Annotated in this window: 13 protein-coding genes; 11 read left to right on the top strand and 2 right to left on the bottom strand. The window is 71.9% G+C overall.

Features of this window, described 5'->3' with window-relative positions; all coding sequences use genetic code 11:
• Positions 1–54: 54 nt before the first annotated feature.
• Complete coding sequence (locus ACIA5F_RS21870; RefSeq protein WP_399355439.1) at positions 55–615, top strand: HIT family protein; 561 nt, start codon at positions 55–57, stop codon at positions 613–615.
• 98 nt (positions 616–713) lie between these two features.
• Here ACIA5F_RS21870 and ACIA5F_RS21865 read toward each other — a convergent pair whose 3' ends face one another.
• Both ACIA5F_RS21865 and ACIA5F_RS21860 read right to left on the bottom strand, forming a co-directional pair.
• Positions 714–2,369 carry a hypothetical protein gene (locus ACIA5F_RS21865; protein WP_399355437.1) on the bottom strand — a complete coding sequence of 552 codons (1,656 nt, stop codon included), beginning with the start codon at positions 2,367–2,369 and terminating at the stop codon, positions 714–716.
• Between the two features lie 141 nt (positions 2,370–2,510).
• Entirely contained in the window at positions 2,511–4,739 is a 2,229-nt protein-coding gene (locus tag ACIA5F_RS21860; RefSeq protein ID WP_399355435.1) for an elongation factor G-like protein EF-G2, read from the bottom strand.
• Positions 4,740–4,982: 243 nt separating this feature from the next.
• Here ACIA5F_RS21860 and pgsA point away from each other — a divergent pair, with 243 nt between their 5' ends.
• The 10 genes from pgsA (at position 4,983) to ACIA5F_RS21810 (ending at position 15,514) form a co-directional block, all read left to right on the top strand.
• Positions 4,983–5,648, top strand: a complete 666-nt coding sequence (gene pgsA / locus ACIA5F_RS21855; RefSeq protein WP_399355433.1) for a phosphatidylinositol phosphate synthase — start codon at positions 4,983–4,985, stop codon at positions 5,646–5,648.
• On the top strand, positions 5,648–6,550 hold the full coding sequence (locus ACIA5F_RS21850; RefSeq protein WP_399355431.1) for a phosphatidylinositol mannoside acyltransferase: 903 nt from the start codon (positions 5,648–5,650) through the stop codon (positions 6,548–6,550). Before pgsA ends, ACIA5F_RS21850 begins: the two co-directional genes overlap by 1 nt.
• Positions 6,550–7,716 carry a glycosyltransferase family 4 protein gene (locus ACIA5F_RS21845; RefSeq protein WP_399355429.1) on the top strand — a complete coding sequence of 389 codons (1,167 nt, stop codon included), beginning with the start codon at positions 6,550–6,552 and terminating at the stop codon, positions 7,714–7,716. The genes ACIA5F_RS21850 and ACIA5F_RS21845 overlap by 1 nt, the downstream gene beginning before the upstream one ends.
• 81 nt (positions 7,717–7,797) lie before the next feature.
• Positions 7,798–10,299, top strand: coding sequence for a hypothetical protein (locus ACIA5F_RS21840; protein WP_399355427.1), 2,502 nt, complete (start codon positions 7,798–7,800; stop codon positions 10,297–10,299).
• On the top strand, positions 10,299–11,288 hold the full coding sequence (locus ACIA5F_RS21835) for a phosphotransferase family protein (protein WP_399355425.1): 990 nt from the start codon (positions 10,299–10,301) through the stop codon (positions 11,286–11,288). Before ACIA5F_RS21840 ends, ACIA5F_RS21835 begins: the two co-directional genes overlap by 1 nt.
• A gap of 2 nt (positions 11,289–11,290) precedes the next feature.
• A complete protein-coding gene (locus ACIA5F_RS21830) occupies positions 11,291–12,322 on the top strand; it encodes an aminoglycoside phosphotransferase family protein (RefSeq protein WP_399355423.1) in 1,032 nt (343 codons plus the stop codon).
• 11 nt (positions 12,323–12,333) lie between these two features.
• A complete protein-coding gene (locus ACIA5F_RS21825) occupies positions 12,334–12,876 on the top strand; it encodes a hypothetical protein (RefSeq protein WP_399355421.1) in 543 nt (180 codons plus the stop codon).
• A 290-nt stretch (positions 12,877–13,166) separates the two neighbouring features.
• Complete coding sequence (gene pdxS, locus ACIA5F_RS21820) at positions 13,167–14,084, top strand: pyridoxal 5'-phosphate synthase lyase subunit PdxS (protein ID WP_328971283.1); 918 nt, start codon at positions 13,167–13,169, stop codon at positions 14,082–14,084.
• A 7-nt stretch (positions 14,085–14,091) separates the two neighbouring features.
• Entirely contained in the window at positions 14,092–14,703 is a 612-nt protein-coding gene (pdxT, locus tag ACIA5F_RS21815; protein ID WP_399355419.1) for a pyridoxal 5'-phosphate synthase glutaminase subunit PdxT, read from the top strand.
• Between the two features lie 58 nt (positions 14,704–14,761).
• Positions 14,762–15,514 carry a YebC/PmpR family DNA-binding transcriptional regulator gene (locus ACIA5F_RS21810; protein WP_399355418.1) on the top strand — a complete coding sequence of 251 codons (753 nt, stop codon included), beginning with the start codon at positions 14,762–14,764 and terminating at the stop codon, positions 15,512–15,514.
• Positions 15,515–15,657 lie beyond the last annotated feature (143 nt).

Raw genomic sequence — 15,657 nt, 5'->3', positions numbered from 1 at the left:
CCCGGAAAGTGATCACTTTCCGGGGGCCTTCCGCGTCCACGCGGGCAAGGTCATATGCTGCATGCCATGACGACTGAGCCGGAGCAGCAGATCGGTGTGGGCACGCAGGACGCGTTCCAGCGTCTGTGGACGCCCCACCGGATGGCCTACATCCAGGGGGAGAACAAGCCGACCGGTCCGGAGGCCGGGGACGGCTGTCCCTTCTGCGGGATTCCGGAGCTGTCCGACCAGGACGGGCTGATCGTGGCCCGGGGCGAGCACGTGTACGCCGTGCTGAACCTCTACCCCTACAACGGTGGCCACCTGATGGTCGTCCCGTACCGGCACGTCGCCGACTACACGGACCTGGACCCCACCGAGACGGCCGAGCTCGCCGATCTCACCCAGCGGGCCATGACCGCCCTGCGCAAGGCGTCCGGGGCGCACGGCTTCAACATCGGCATGAACCAGGGCGAGGCCGCCGGCGCGGGGATCGCCGCCCACCTGCACCAGCACATCGTGCCCCGCTGGGGCGGGGACACGAACTTCATGCCGATCGTCGGGCACACGCGCGTACTGCCCCAGCTCCTCGCCGACACCCGGAAGATGCTCGCCGACGCCTGGCCCACGGACTGACCCGACGTCCGATCCCCTGTGCCCGGCCCACGGGCCACCCCGGCCCTGGCCGCCCTCCGGCGCCCGGCCGGTCCGGCCGGGCGCCGGAGGGCGGCCGGTCAGGCGTCGTAGGCGTCCGCCTTGCGCGGCGCGGGCTCCTGGACCGCGCCGCTCACGATCATGGAGCGGTTGACGAAACGCTCGGTGTCGCAGCCGTTCTCCTCCAGGACCTTCATCGCGGCGGCGTGGACCGAGCGCAGCACCGGGGCCACCGTGCGCAGGGCGTCGTCCGCCATGAAGCGGTGGCGCCACATCGAGCCCGCCCAGACGTGCCGCAGACCGAAGGGCTCGGGCAGCACCAGTTTGCCGCCGAGGAAGTCGAGGACCGGCGGGTACCAGGTCAGCGGGGCCCGCACGGCGAGGCGCACCACCTCCTGGGCGTCGACCAGGGGCAGGTTGCGCGAGGTGGTCTCCCAGAAGCGGAGCGCCTTGGCCGACGAGACCGTCCTGCGCGAGGACTTGGTGGTGAAGAGACCGTGCACGGGGCCCAGGGCGTGCGCGGTGACGTCGACGCGCAGGGTCTTGTAGAGCACGGTGACGGTGACCAGCATGGTGATGACCAGCTGGCCGTCCCAGAGCGGGTACTGGATGCCGAGGTAGTGCCGGTTGCCCGCGCTGAACTGCTGCTCGTTGCAGATCCGGGTGACCTCGTGCGGCTTGACGAGGAAGGTGTCGGTGTTCTCGCCGGAGGGGCGGGACACCTCCGAGGCGCCCTCCCCGACCGGGGTGACGATCCAGTGCTGGACGGAGGCGGGCGGGAAACCGCCGGTGTGCAGGGGGCCGCGCTCCAGCTTCCGCAACTGGGTGTCGATCGCCCGTATCACGTCCCAGCTGCGGAAGGGGTGGATCTCGGCCCCCTCGTTCTTCGGGGCGAGCTCCTCGGCCATCTGCCAGCTGCCCCAGCGGGTGCCCATGCCGAGGATGCCCTTGGTGCCCGCGTAGAAGGCCGAGTTGCTGCGGCTCTCCGCGGTGAGCTTGGCAAGCTGGTGGCGGAGGTCCTCGCGGGCCTTCTCGTCGGGGTTGCCGGGCACCGCGTCCGGGATCTTGGCCGGTATGCCGTCACCGGCCAGCAGCCCGTCCCAGCGGGCGCGCAGATCGGCGGCGGTGGACTCGCAGATCCGGCGGGCGAGGAACCAGCCCACCACCGGGGCGATGATCATCGCGCGTGCGTAGAGGCCGGGGAAACCGGTGAACGGCAGCCGGAACATCAGCACCGCCACCACGGCGGCGACGCCGACCAGCAGCGCGGTGCCCATCCAGGAGGCGCGCTTGCCGTCGCCGGAGGCCAGGGTCTTGCGGAGCTGGAAGAGCCCCAGCCACAGCAGCAGACCGGGCAGGAAGAGCACCCCGCAGACCAGCATGATCACGCGGAGCCGGCGGTCGCGCTCCTTGCGGATGCGGGACGCGGACAGGGAGTGCTCGACGACGGTCTGCGGATCGGCGCCGAAGGAGTGGATGAGCGGCTTGCGGCCGGGGGCGAGGGTGCGGGCCTCGACGGCGCGGCAGAACGCCTCGCCGAAGTCGGGCTCGAAGAGGGAGAGCTTCCCGGGCGTGACCTGGGCGGCGTGGTGGTCGTTGTTCGCGTCGAGGATCTGGGTCGCCTTGCCGTCACGGTACGCGGCGGAGGCGAGGGCGTTGGTCGCCGCCGTCTGGCCGCCGCCGCCCGGGAGCGGGACCTGCGCCCCCGGCCTGAAATCGAATCCGTCGTCCGCCACCGCTGCCCCCATCGCTGTGCCCCGGTACTCCTCCGGCGCGCCGACGAGCCTATCGGCGGCCGGGTCCTCATGGTCATGGGACAGGTAAATGCCGCCCACCGCAAGCAGGTCGGGAGGGCGGTTCCCGTATGACTATGTCAATCAGCTTCCCTTATGCCCTTGTTCGCGCCATCTATCCACGATCGGCGGAGGTACGGGCTCGTGACGCAGGTACGCCCGGCCGAACCGGCCCGTGCCGTGCGAGACGGACCGCAGCTCGACGGCGTAGCGGCCGATCTCCGACTCGGGGACCTCGGCGCGGACCCGGCTGAGCCCCGGGCCCGCCGGCTCGCTCCCGGTGACCCGGCCCCGCCGCCCCGCGAGATCGCTCATCACGGGGCCCACGTACTCCTCGGGGACCACGACGGCCACTTCGGCGACCGGTTCGAGGAGATGGACCCGGGCCCCGGCGGCGGCCTCGCGCAGGGCCAGGGCCCCGGCGGTCTGGAAGGCGGCGTCGCAGGAGTCCACCGGGTGCGCCTTGCCGTCGACCAGGGTGACCCGTACGTCGACCAGCGGATGGCCCGAGCCGGTCCCGCGGGCGGCCTGCGCGCGGACGCCCTTCTCGACGGAGGCGACGAACGGGCGGGGCACCGCGCCGCCGACGACCTCGTCCACGAACTCGACGCCGCTGCCGGGCGGGAGCGGCTCGACCTCGATCTCGCAGACCGCGAACTGGCCGTGCCCGCCGGACTGCTTGACGTGCCGGCCCCTCCCGGTGGCCCGGGCCCCGAAGGTCTCCCGCAGGCTCACCCGGTACGGCACGGCGTCGACCCGGACGCCGTGCCGGGTGCGCAGCCGCTCCAGGGCCACCTCCTGATGGGCCTCGCCCAGACACCACAGGACGACCTGGTGCGTCTGCGGGTTCAGCTCCAGCCGCAGTGTGGGGTCCTCGGCGGCGAGCCGGGCCAGGCCCTGGGAGAGCTTGTCCTCGTCCGCCGTGCCGTGCGCCTCGACGGCGAGCGGCAGCAACGGGTCCGGCAGCGGCCAGGGCTCCATCAGGAGCGGGTCCCGCGGGTCGGAGAGGGTGTCCCCGGTACCCGCCCCGGCGAGCCGCGCCACGCAGACGAGGTCACCGGCCGCACACCGGTCGGCCGGGCGCTGCTGCCCGCCGAAGGGGAAGCTCAGGGCCCCGGCCCGTTCGTCGGCCTCGTGCGACTCCTCCCCGGACCCTTCCCCGGGCCCTTCCCCCGGCCCCTCCCACCCGCTCCGGCCGTGGCCGCAGACGTGGACGGGCCGCTCGGGCCGCAGGGTGCCGGAGAAGACCCGGACGAGACAGACCCGGCCCACGTACGGGTCCGAGGAGGTCCTGACCACCTCCGCGACGAGGGGCCCGTCCGGGTCGCACACCAGGGCGGGCCGGGCGGCGCCGTCGGGAGCGGTGACGGCGACGGGCGGCCGTTCGAGCGGGGAGGGGAAGCCGCGGGTGACCAGTTCGAGGAGTTCCACGGTCCCGAGCCCCTGCCGGGAGTCCCCGACGGCCGGCGCGGCCATCAGGACGGGATGCAGGGCGCCCCGGGCGACGGCGCGCTCCAGATCCCCGACGAGGGTCCCGGCGTCGATGTCCGCGCCGCCGAGGTAGCGCTCCATGAGCCCCTCGTCCTCGCTGCCCGCGATGACCGCCTCGATCAGACGGGCCCGGGCGCGGGCGACGGTCTCCCGCTCGGCGGGGTCCGCGTCGCGCTCCACGCGCTCCCCGGAGGAATAGTCGTGGACCCGCCCGGAGAGCAGGCCCAGGAGCCCGGTGACGGGGGCGTGGCCGTCCGGACCCGCGGGCCCGTACCGGGGCAGGTGGAGCGGGACGACGGCGTTCGGGTCCTCCCCGCCGAAGACCTCCCCGCAGACGTCGGCCGTCCGCGCGTAGTCCGCCCGGGCGGCCTCCAGATGGGTGACGACGACGGCACGCGGCATCCCGACGGCCGCGCACTCGTCCCACACCGCCCGGGTGGGCCCGTCGATCCCGTCCGAGGCCGCGACGACGAAGAGCGCCGCGTCCGCCGCGCGCAGCCCGGCCCTCAGCTCGCCGACGAAGTCGGCGTACCCGGGCGTGTCCAGCAGATTGACCTTGATCCCGTCCCAGGACAGGGGGACGAGGGAGAGCTGGACGGAACCCCCGCGGCGGTGCTCGGCCCCGTCGTGGTCGGAGACGGTCGAGCCGTCCTCGACCCGGCCCGCCCGGGGGACCGCCCCGGCGGCCAGCGCCAGCGCCTCGACCAGGGTGGTCTTGCCGGAACCGCTGTGGCCGACCAGCGCGACGTTCCGTACGGACGCGGGCCCGTCGGCCACCGGCGCCCGGCCGGCGGCCCCGGACCGGTGTGATGTGGCTCCCATGATGCTGGCACCTCCCGGTCGCGGGGCCCGGCCGAGCGGAACGGGTCCTTCGAGCTTTGCACCGGCGCCGCACCGCGTCCATCCGTGGCGTCCGCCCCGCACCAGGGCCGTTCCACGAGGTGACGTACGTCTTACCCGGACCGCGCCGGTGGGTGTGCGGCGTCGGCGGGGCGGTGCGCTGGCTACGATGGGCCAGCCGGTGGCCGTGGTGGCCGTGCGGCCCAGCGACCCTCCGGGAAGGCCATGCTGAACAAGTACGCGCGTGCATTCTTCACGCGTGTTCTCACGCCATTCGCCGCTTTTCTGCTCCGGCGGGGGGTGAGCCCGGACGCGGTCACCCTGATCGGCACGGCCGGAGTGGTGGCGGGAGCGCTGGTCTTCTTCCCCCAGGGGGAGTTCTTCTGGGGCACCATCACCATCACCCTCTTCGTCTTCTCCGACCTGGTGGACGGGAACATGGCCCGCCAGGCCGGCCTCTCCAGCCGGTGGGGCGCCTTCCTCGACTCCACCCTCGACCGGGTGGCGGACGCGGCGATCTTCGGCGGCCTCGCCCTCTGGTACGCGGGCTCGGGCAACGACAACGCGCTGTGCGCGGTGGCGATCTTCTGCCTGGCCAGCGGCCAGGTGGTCTCCTACACCAAGGCGCGCGGCGAGTCGATCGGGCTGCCGGTGGCCGTCAACGGGCTCGTGGAACGCGCCGAACGGCTGGTGATCTCGCTGGTCGCGGCCGGTCTCTCCGGACTCCAGACCTTCGGGGCGCCCTCCTGGACCGGGGTGCTGCTGCCGGTCGCGCTCTGGGCCGTGGCCGCGGGCTCGCTGGTCACCCTGGTCCAGCGGGTGGTCACCGTACGCCGTGAGTCCGCGGAGGCCGACGCCGCCTCCGCGGCGGCCGAAGGGGGAGCGGCCTGATGGGCGCGGCACGCGACAGACTGGTCGACGGCCTCTACGGGCTCGGCTGGGCCGGGGTCAAGAAGCTCCCCGAGCCCGCCGCCGCGGCCCTCGGCCGCCGGATCGCCGACACGGCCTGGAAGCGGCGCGGCAAGAGCGTGCTGCGGCTGGAGTCCAACCTCGCCCGGGTGGTGCCGGACGCCGGCCCCGACCGGCTGCGCGAGCTGTCACGGGCGGGCATGCGCTCCTACCTGCGGTACTGGATGGAATCCTTCCGGCTGCCCACCATGGACCCGCGGCGGTTCGGCACGGACGTCGAGTTCCAGGACGAACACCTGCTGCGCGAGGCCCTCGCCTCCGGACGCGGGGTCATCGTCGCCCTGCCCCACCTGGCCAACTGGGACCTCGCCGGGGCCTGGGCCGTCGGCCACATCGGCGTCCCGTTCACCACCGTCGCCGAGCGGCTCAAGCCCGAGACCCTCTACGACCGCTTCGTGGCCTACCGGGAGAGCCTGGGCATGGAGGTGCTGCCGCACAACGGCGGCGCCGCCTTCGGCACCCTCGCCCGCCGGCTCCGCGCGGGCGGGCTGGTCTGCCTGGTCGCCGACCGCGACCTGTCGGCCTCCGGGGTCGAGGTGGACTTCTTCGGCTCGGCGGCGCGCATGCCGGCCGGGCCCGCGCTGCTGGCCCAGCAGACGGGCGCGGTCCTCCTCCCGGCGACCCTGCACTACGGGTCGCCGCCGAAGATGTACGGCCGCATCCACCCCGCGGTGGAGGTGCCCGGCAGCGGGACCCGGACCGAGAAGACCAAGGCCATGACCCAGGCGGTGGCCGACGCCTTCGCCCAGGGCATCGCCGCGCACCCCGAGGACTGGCACATGCTCCAGCGGCTCTGGCTGGACGACCTGGAGGAGCGCCCGTAGTGAAGATCGGCATCGTGTGCCCGTACTCGTGGGACGTGCCCGGGGGCGTCCAGTTCCACATCCGGGACCTGGCGGAACACCTGATCCGCCTCGGCCACCAGGTGTCGGTCCTGGCCCCGGCGGACGACGAGACCCCGCTGCCGCCCTACGTGGTCCCGGCCGGCCGGGCGGTGCCGGTGCCGTACAACGGGTCGGTCGCCCGGCTGAACTTCGGCTTCCTGTCGGCGGCCCGGGTACGGCGCTGGCTGCACGAGGGCACCTTCGACGTCATCCACATCCACGAGCCCGCCTCACCCTCGCTGGGGCTGCTCTCCTGCTGGGCGGCGCAGGGGCCGATCGTGGCGACCTTCCACACCTCGAACCCGCGCTCGCGGGCGATGATCGCGGCGTACCCGATCCTCCAGCCGGCGCTGGAGAAGATCAGCGCGCGCATCGCGGTCAGCGAGTACGCCCGCCGCACCCTGGTGGAGCACCTGGGCGGGGACGCGGTCGTGATCCCCAACGGGGTCGACGTGGACTTCTTCGCCTCCGCCGAACCGAAGGCGCAGTGGTCCGGGCAGACCCTGGGCTTCATCGGCCGCATCGACGAGCCGCGCAAGGGCCTGCCCGTGCTGATGGCGGCCTTCCCCCGGATCGCCGAGGAGTGCCCGCAGGCCCGGCTGCTGGTGGCGGGCCGCGGCGACGAGGAGGAGGCGGTCGCCTCGCTGCCCGCCGCCCTGCGCTCCCGGGTGGAGTTCCTCGGCATGGTCTCGGACGAGGACAAGGCACGGCTGCTGCGCAGCGTGGACGTGTACGTCGCCCCCAACACGGGCGGCGAGAGCTTCGGGATCATCCTGGTCGAGGCCCTGTCGGCGGGCGCGCCGGTACTCGCCTCCGACCTGGACGCCTTCGCCCAGGTCCTGGACCGGGGCAGGGCGGGCGACCTCTTCGCCAACGAGGACGCCGACGCGCTGGCCACGGCGGCCGTCACCCTCCTGCGCGACCCCGCCCGCCGCGCCGGCCTGAGCACCCGTGGCCTCGCGCACGTGCGCCGCTTCGACTGGTCGACGGTGGGCGCGGACATCCTGGCCGTCTACGAAACGGTCACGGACGGCGCGGCGGCGGTCGCCACGGACGAACGCGTCTCCCTCCGCACCCGCCTGGGCCTCTCCCGCGACGCGTCCTGACGAGGTGGGGCAACCACGGGCAGGGGCCCGGCGGCTTGGGTAACCTCGCTTCGCAAGTGCCGGGCCATCGGGGGGAGTCGTATGTCCATCAGGCCGCGTTATCGACGTGTTTCCGCGTTACAGAGGCAGTTCTTCAACCGTGAAGACCTGCTCGACATGTACGACGAGGAACTGGCGTCCATGTCCGACGGGCCGCGGATTCTCAACGTGGTCGGCATCGGGGGGATCGGCAAGTCACGTCTCCTCCAGGAACTACGTGGTCGCACCTCCGACACCTCCCGTACCGCCCGGCTGGACCTGCAACTTCCGGTGCTCCGGCAACAGGAGGACGCTCTGGCCGTGCTGCGCACGGAGTACGGCGCCCAGGACGTGAGATTCGACCGTTTCGACATCGCCTACGCGGTTCTCTGGCAGCGGGTGCACCCCCAGCTCCAGATGGACCGGGGGAACACCCCGTTCGCCGAGGAGAGCGAGGTACTGTCGAAGATCCTGGACGAGGCCATGGGCCTGCCGGTGTTCGGGACCGCGGCCGGACTGGTGCGGATCACCGGACGTGCGGTGGCCAACCGCCAGCGTCGGCGCCGGATCGAGGAGGACCCGACACTAAGGGAACTCGACAGCCTGTCCAACGCCGAGCTGGGTCACGCCGTCACCTACCTGTTCGCCGAGGAGATGCGCCAGTCGGCCGAGGAACGCCCGTACGTGCTCTTCGTGGACGCCTACGAGGCCATGGTGCCCACCCCTCTGCCGGGCGGCCGGAGCTTCGCCTCCGATGCCTGGCTGCGCGATCTGCTGGGCCAGCTGCACGGCGGCCTGACCGTACTGGCCAGTCGCGAGGCGGTGCCCTGGGCGGCGTACGACCGGGACTGGGCGAGTGTGATCCGCAAGGCGAGGGTCGGCGGCCTGCCCATGGCGGCCCGGCTGGACCTGCTCGCCCAGGCGGGGATCGTGGAGATCCCGAGGCAGCGGTCGATCGCCGAGGCCAGTGCGGGGGTTCCGTTCTACCTCCACCTGGCCGTGGACACCCACTTGCAGAATCCTGTACCGGTGGAGGAGGCGGCGACCTCGGAGGAGATCGTCCAGCGGTTCCTCCAGCACGTAGCGCCGGACGAGGTCAGGATTCTCGAACTTCTCAGCGTCGCGAGGACCTTCGACCTGGAGGTGTTCCGCGCGGTGGGCCGCAGTTTCGACCTTCCCACGAATGTGCTGACCTGGGAGTCGCTCACCGCCTACTCCTTCGCTTACCCACTGCCCCAGGGCTGGTACCGGCTGCACCAGCTGATGATCGCTGCCCTGCAGCACCACCTCTCCGACAGGGTGAAGCGTCATGTGCACGCCGTGCTGCGGCAGCACTGGGAGGACCTGGCCGACCGGATGGGGACGGGGGCGGAGAATTCCGGCGTACCCAGGTCCTCCCCTCTGCGCGAGGCGGTCTACCACGGGATTCACGGGGAGAACCTGTCGCCCGAAGAGATCCTCAGGCACGCCGACCGGGCTCTTGGCATGAGCAGTCGTCAGGCGGTCGACGGGATGGTCAAGGACCTGAGGGACCGCCTGGGCCCGTCGGCCGGAGTCCGCCCGGCGGCCCCGGTGCCCGCAGGCATCCGGGACGCCGCGGACTGCCTCGAAGCCGAGTCCAAACTCGAACTGGGTGACGCGGGCGGGGCGATAGCGCTGACTCCCGTGCTGGAGACACCGGTCCGGTCGCTCGTCTCCGCCAGGCTGGCACTGGCCGGAGCGAACGCGCGCAGGATCGCGGGGGAGAGCAGCCTGGCCGCGAGGATCTTCGAACGGGTCTGGGAAGGCCACGACGGCGAGGCCAGGGCCTCCGCCGGTTTCTGCGTCGCGGACATCAGGATGTGGCAGGGCGACTTCGCCGGGGCGTTCGCGCTTGCCGAGGAGGTCCAGGGGATCTGTGCGCCCGGCGAAGGGGTCATCCGGGGGGACCTGAAACGCCTGATGCATCTGGGGTACCGGTTCCTGATGGACTTCAGCCGGGCCGAGGAGCTGCTGGAGGAAGCGGAGGCGGAGTACCACGCGGTGGGAGCCGCCATCGGGCTCGCCAACATCCGGACGAACCGCGCCGAGCTCCTGGCCTTCACAGACCCCGGAGCGGCAGTGGCCGAAGCGGGCGCGGCCCTGGAGATCCAGCGGGACCTCGGCGCCCAGCACGAGATCGGCAAGGTGTACACCGCGATGGCCATCGCACAGACGCGGCTCGGCCTGCTCGACAGGGCGGTCCTCTCGTTCGGCAACGCCAACACCGCGCTCGACCGGGCCGGCTACCGGTCGGGCCGGGCCCGTGCCGACATGTTCCGTGCCTTCCTGCTCCTTCGGCGCGGGGATCGCGGGACAGCACGGGAACTGCTGCTGCACGCGGCTCGGGAGTTCGAGATCTGCCAGGTCTATCCTTCGCTGATCGTGGCCATCCACCGCGCGGCCGAGCGCACCGGCCTGACCCATCCGGAGCTGACCGCGATGGCCGGCCGCGCCCGGCCGGCCGTACGGCCGCTGGGCGAGGCGGAAGACCTACGACGGCGTACGGAGGCCGTCCTGTCGATGTTCATCGAGGTGACCTCGTGATGTGGCGGGAACTCTACGAACGGGCCGTGGGATCGGACGAGGCAGCTGCCGGGTACTACAACCGCAATGTGGGGGTGCCGACGCCCGAAGGCAAGGTCAACGTGCGTATCCCGCTCACGGCGGCGGACACCATGGACGTCCGGCTGTGGCGGGAGGAGGACGTACTCACCTGCATCCGTCCTTATGTCGTCCGGGCACCGCAGTTGCGCCATGTCTGTGAGGCGCCCCGTTTCCAGGTCCACCACTTCATCGAGGGGCGGGTGCTGGACAGCTTCTTCCCACGGGGTTCCGCCGTTCCCCGGCACGTGCTGGACGACGTGGTCACGCTGATGGAGCAGCTGACGCGAATCCCCCAGGAGAAGATTCCGGCCCTGCCGGGGCACTGGCCGGCTCCGGGTGACAGCGGCGGCTTCGGGCACCTGCTGGCCGACCTCACCCAGCGGGTCCACGCGGCACATGTCGAGGAGTACCACGAGGCGTTCGCCCGCCTCGGTGTCCCCGCCGACCCCTTGGCCGTGGTCCGGCCGCTGTGGGACACGCTCACCGCCCGGCCGTTCGCGGTGCTCCATGCCGATCTCCACCGCAAGAACATGATCGTCACCGATGACACCACGTGGTTCCTCGACTGGGAGCTGGCGTTGTGGGGAGACCCGATGTACGAGATCGGGATTCATTTCCACAAAATGGACTATCCGGATGAACAGCGTGCGGCGGTCTTCCGGCAGTGGCGGGAGAGACTTCCGCAAGGGTCGACCTTCGGCCCGCCCGCCGACCTCGACCTCTACATGGCGCACGAGAAGATCAAGTCGGCGATCGTCGACACGGTCCGTTACTCGAAACAGCTCGTGACGGCCTCCCAGCCGGGACGCGAGTTTCTCGTCGGGCGCCTGTCGAAGAAGGTCAACGCCGCCCGCCGGGTGTGGGGCCTGCCACCGGACCTGACCCCCGGGCAGGTCACCTCGGCCCTCACCCCCTGGTGGAAAGGTTAGACGTGGACGCTTCCACTCTCTACGAAAAGGCCCGCGGGCTGGATACCGGCCAGTCGGGTCACTACAACAGGAACGTCCGGCTGGAGACGGCGGACGGCCCGGTGATCGTCCGTATGCGTACCGGCGGGGCCGAGGTCATGGACCTTGCCCTGTGGCCGGAGGCCGAGGTGCTCGCGGCCATCGGCGGCTACGTCACCGCGGCCCCGCGCCTGCTGCACGCCGGCAGGGACCCGGACTTCCAGATCCACGGATTCGTCGAGGGGCGCCGGGTCGACGGGCTCGTCCCGGCCGGAACCCGGCTGCCCGACGCCGTCCTGAAAGGCGTGGAGGGGCTCTTCGGAGATCTGCTGCGCGTACCGGAGTCCGCCCTGCCCGCACTCCCCCCGGACTGGCCTCAGGACGGTGACACAGCGGAGTTCGCGGCCCGCCTGACCGGGCTCGTCCATGAGATCCGGCACCGGGGCGGTGAAGGCATCGACGGCCTGTACGAGGCGCTGGGCGTTCCCGAGGACCCGTGCGGCCCACTCAGGGAGCGGGCACGGAACATGGCCGGACGCAGGTTCGGACTGCTGCACGCCGACATCCACCGGCAGAACATGATGCTGACCGACGGGGGGCTCGTGGTCTTCCTGGACTGGGAGCTCGCACTGTGGGGCGACCCGGTCTACGACCTGGCCGACCATCTCCACAAGATGTCCTACTCGCCGGAGGAGCGCCATGAGGTCACCGAGGGCTGGGAGCGGGCGGCACCGGACGAGTGCCGGGCCGGATGGCGGGACGGCCTTGACCACTACCTCGCCTACGAGGCGGTGAAGTCCGCGGTCGTCGACACGGTCCGCTGGGGGCAGCGCATCGCGCGTACCGAGGACGGAAGCGAACGGGCCTTACTCGCACGGGAACTCACCGACAAGCTCAAGGCGGCGCGCCCGTACTGGACGGTGGGCGCGCCGGATGTACCGGAGCCGCAGGAGGTCGAGGAGGCCGTGGCGCGCTGGGTCGTCCCGGCCCGCCCTTCGAGTCCTCACGGGCGGTAGAGTCGCCGCCCGTGATCGAAACCCTTGTCTGGACCGCCCTGGCGCTCGGCGTCATCGGGGTGTACCTGAGCTGGACCGCCGGGCGGCTGGACCGGCTGCACACGCGGATGGACGCGGCGCGGGCCGCGCTCGACGCGCAGCTCGTGCGGCGGGCCTCCGTGGTGCTGGAGGTGGCCACCTCCGGTGTGCTCGACCCCGCGTCCTCCCTGGTCCTGTACGAGGCCGCGCACGCCGCCCGGCAGGCCGAGGAGGAGCAGCGCGAGGTGGCCGAGAGCGAGCTCAGCCAGGCACTGCGCGCGGTCTTCGCCGACGTGGGCCAGGTGGAGGCCGTCAAGGCGGCCCCCGGCGGGAAGGAGGCCACGGAGGACCTCGCGGCGGCCGTCCGCCGGGTGCCCATGGCGCGCAGGTTCCTCAACGACTCCGTACGGGCCGCCCGCGCCCTGCGCAGGCACCGCAAGGTGCGCTGGTTCCGGCTGGCCGGGCACGCCCCGTTCCCCCTCGCGTTCGAGATGGACGACGAGCCGCCGGCGGACCTCGCCGACCGGCCGGTCTAGGGCTGTGACCGGAAGGCCGTCCGGCCAGGTCCGCCCCGCGTGCCCGCCCGGGGCCGGAAGTGGACCGGGCCGGGGCGGGACCGGAGTGGATCAGGCGTGGATCAGGTGCGGAAGCGGCCGGAAATAACCGCTCCGGGGCCGGTTTCCGGCCACGGGTGAGCCGCAGGCGGACCGCGACGGGGCGCGGGAAGGAGCCACCGGCTGGGCATTGGCCCTTGCGGTGGACCGGTCGGCGGCGGTTTCCTCGGCCCAGTACCACCTGTGTCTTCCTTTCGAGTGAGGTCAATCCCGTGAGCACGCTTCCCACCACCGCGCAGTCCGCCGAATCGGCGATCGGCACCTCCCGCGTCAAGCGGGGCATGGCCGAGCAGCTCAAGGGCGGCGTGATCATGGACGTGGTCAACGCCGAGCAGGCGAAGATCGCCGAGGACGCCGGCGCCGTCGCCGTCATGGCCCTGGAGCGGGTCCCGGCCGACATCCGCAAGGACGGCGGGGTCGCCCGCATGTCCGACCCGAACATGATCGAAGAGATCATCGAGGCCGTCTCGATCCCGGTCATGGCCAAGTCCCGCATCGGCCACTTCGTCGAGGCCCAGGTCCTGCAGTCCCTCGGCGTCGACTACATCGACGAGTCCGAGGTCCTGACCCCGGCCGACGAGGTCAACCACTCCGACAAGTGGGCCTTCACCACCCCCTTCGTCTGCGGCGCCACCAACCTGGGCGAGGCCCTGCGCCGCATCGCCGAGGGCGCGGCCATGATCCGCTCCAAGGGCGAGGCCGGCACCGGCAACGTCGTCGAGGCCGTCCGCCACCTGCGCCAGATCAAGAACGAGATCGCCCGCCTGCGCGGCTACGACAACAACGAGCTGTTCGCCGCCGCCAAGGAGCTGCGCGCCCCGTACGAGCTGGTCAAGGAGGTCGCCGAGCTGGGCAAGCTCCCGGTCGTGCTCTTCTCCGCCGGTGGCGTCGCCACCCCCGCCGACGCCGCCCTGATGCGCCAGCTCGGCGCCGAGGGCGTCTTCGTCGGCTCCGGCATCTTCAAGTCGGGCGACCCGGCCAAGCGCGCCGCGGCCATCGTGAAGGCCACCACCTTCTACGACGACCCGAAGATCATCGCGGACGCCTCCCGCAACCTGGGCGAAGCCATGGTCGGCATCAACTGCGACACCCTCCCCGAGTCCGAGCGCTACGCCAACCGCGGCTGGTAGCCCGGACATGACGAACACCCCCGGCACCCCCGGCACCCCCGTTGTCGGGGTGCTCGCCCTGCAGGGCGACGTACGGGAACACCTGATCGCCCTGGCCTCGGCGGACGCCGTGGCCAGGCCGGTCCGGCGCCCCGAGGAACTCGCCGGGGTCGACGCCCTGGTCATCCCCGGCGGCGAGTCCACGACCATGTCCAAGCTCGCCGTCCTCTTCGGCATGCTGGAGCCGCTGCGCGCCCGCGTACGGGCCGGCATGCCGGTCTACGGCACCTGCGCCGGCATGATCATGCTGGCCGACAAGCTGCTCGACGGCCGTGACGACCAGGAGACCCTCGGCGGCATCGACATGATCGTCCGCCGCAACGCCTTCGGCCGTCAGAACGAGTCCTTCGAGGCGAGGATCGACTTCGCGGGCATACCGGGCGGCCCGGTCGAGGGCGTGTTCATCCGCGCCCCGTGGGTCGAGTCCACCGGCGCCGCGGCCGAGGTGCTCGCCACGTACGACGGCCACACGGTCGCCGTCCGCCAGGGAAACGTCCTCGCGACCTCGTTCCACCCCGAGCTGACCGGCGACGACCGCGTACACGCGTACTTCGTCGACATGGTGCGCGCGGGGCTGTGACGGGGTCCCGGTAGGATTCCCGACGAACACTGAAGGTTGACGCGAAGGAGACAGGCGGATGTCCGGCCACTCTAAATGGGCTACGACGAAGCACAAGAAGGCCGTGATCGATGCCAAGCGCGGCAAGCTCTTCGCGAAGCTGATCAAGAACATCGAGGTCGCGGTCCGGACCGGCGGCGCCGATCTGGAGGGCAACCCGACGCTCTTCGACGCCGTCCAGAAGGCCAAGAAGCAGTCGGTCCCCAACAAGAACATCGACTCCGCGCTCAAGCGCGGAGCGGGTCTTGAGGCCGGCGGCGCCGACTACGAGACGATCATGTATGAGGGGTACGGCCCGAACGGCGTCGCGGTGCTCATCGAGTGCCTCACCGACAACCGCAACCGCGCCGCGTCCGACGTCCGGGTCGCCATGACCCGCAACGGCGGCTCGATGGCCGACCCGGGCTCGGTCTCGTACCTGTTCCACCGCAAGGGCGTCATCGTGCTGCCCAAGGGCGAACTCTCCGAGGACGACGTCCTGGACGCGGTGCTCGAAGCGGGCGCGGAAGAGGTCAACGACCTCGGTGACAGCTTCGAGATCCTCAGCGAGGCCACCGACCTGGTCGCCGTCCGCACGGCGCTCCAGGAGGCCGGCATCGACTACGACTCGGCCGACTCCAACTTCGTCCCGACCATGCAGGTCGAACTGGACGAAGAGGGCGCGCGCAAGATCTTCAAGCTGATCGACGCGCTGGAGGACAGCGACGACGTGCAGAACGTCTTCGCCAACTTCGACGTCTCGGACGAGGTCATGGAGAAGGTCGACGCCTGACCCGGAGCCTCACCGCTCACGGCCGGTGCGGCGGGGGGGCGGGGCCCCCCCCCCGGCCCCCCCCCCCGCGCGGGGCCCCCCCCCGCCCCCCCCGCCCGGTGTCCGAAGGAGGGGGGGGGGGGGGGGGTGTGGGGGGGGTCCCG

It is taken from the genome of Streptomyces sp. NPDC051567, from assembly GCF_044454165.1.
Taxonomy (GTDB): Bacteria; Actinomycetota; Actinomycetes; order Streptomycetales; family Streptomycetaceae; genus Streptomyces.
Note: the sequence above shows the minus strand (reverse complement) of the source record. Positions and strands in the feature narration are given on the sequence as shown.

Excerpts from the sequence above, each read along its gene's own strand:
- ACIA5F_RS21870 (WP_399355439.1), top strand. The coding sequence starts at position 55 with ATGCTGCATGCCATGACGACTGAGCCGGAGCAGCAGATCGGTGTGGGC.
- ACIA5F_RS21860 (WP_399355435.1), bottom strand. The coding sequence starts at position 4,739 with ATGGGAGCCACATCACACCGGTCCGGGGCCGCCGGCCGGGCGCCGGTG.
- pgsA (WP_399355433.1), top strand. The coding sequence starts at position 4,983 with ATGCTGAACAAGTACGCGCGTGCATTCTTCACGCGTGTTCTCACGCCA.
- ACIA5F_RS21850 (WP_399355431.1), top strand. The coding sequence starts at position 5,648 with ATGGGCGCGGCACGCGACAGACTGGTCGACGGCCTCTACGGGCTCGGC.
- ACIA5F_RS21840 (WP_399355427.1), top strand. The coding sequence starts at position 7,798 with ATGTCCATCAGGCCGCGTTATCGACGTGTTTCCGCGTTACAGAGGCAG.
- ACIA5F_RS21835 (WP_399355425.1), top strand. The coding sequence starts at position 10,299 with ATGTGGCGGGAACTCTACGAACGGGCCGTGGGATCGGACGAGGCAGCT.
- pdxT (WP_399355419.1), top strand. The coding sequence starts at position 14,092 with ATGACGAACACCCCCGGCACCCCCGGCACCCCCGTTGTCGGGGTGCTC.
- ACIA5F_RS21810 (WP_399355418.1), top strand. The coding sequence starts at position 14,762 with ATGTCCGGCCACTCTAAATGGGCTACGACGAAGCACAAGAAGGCCGTG.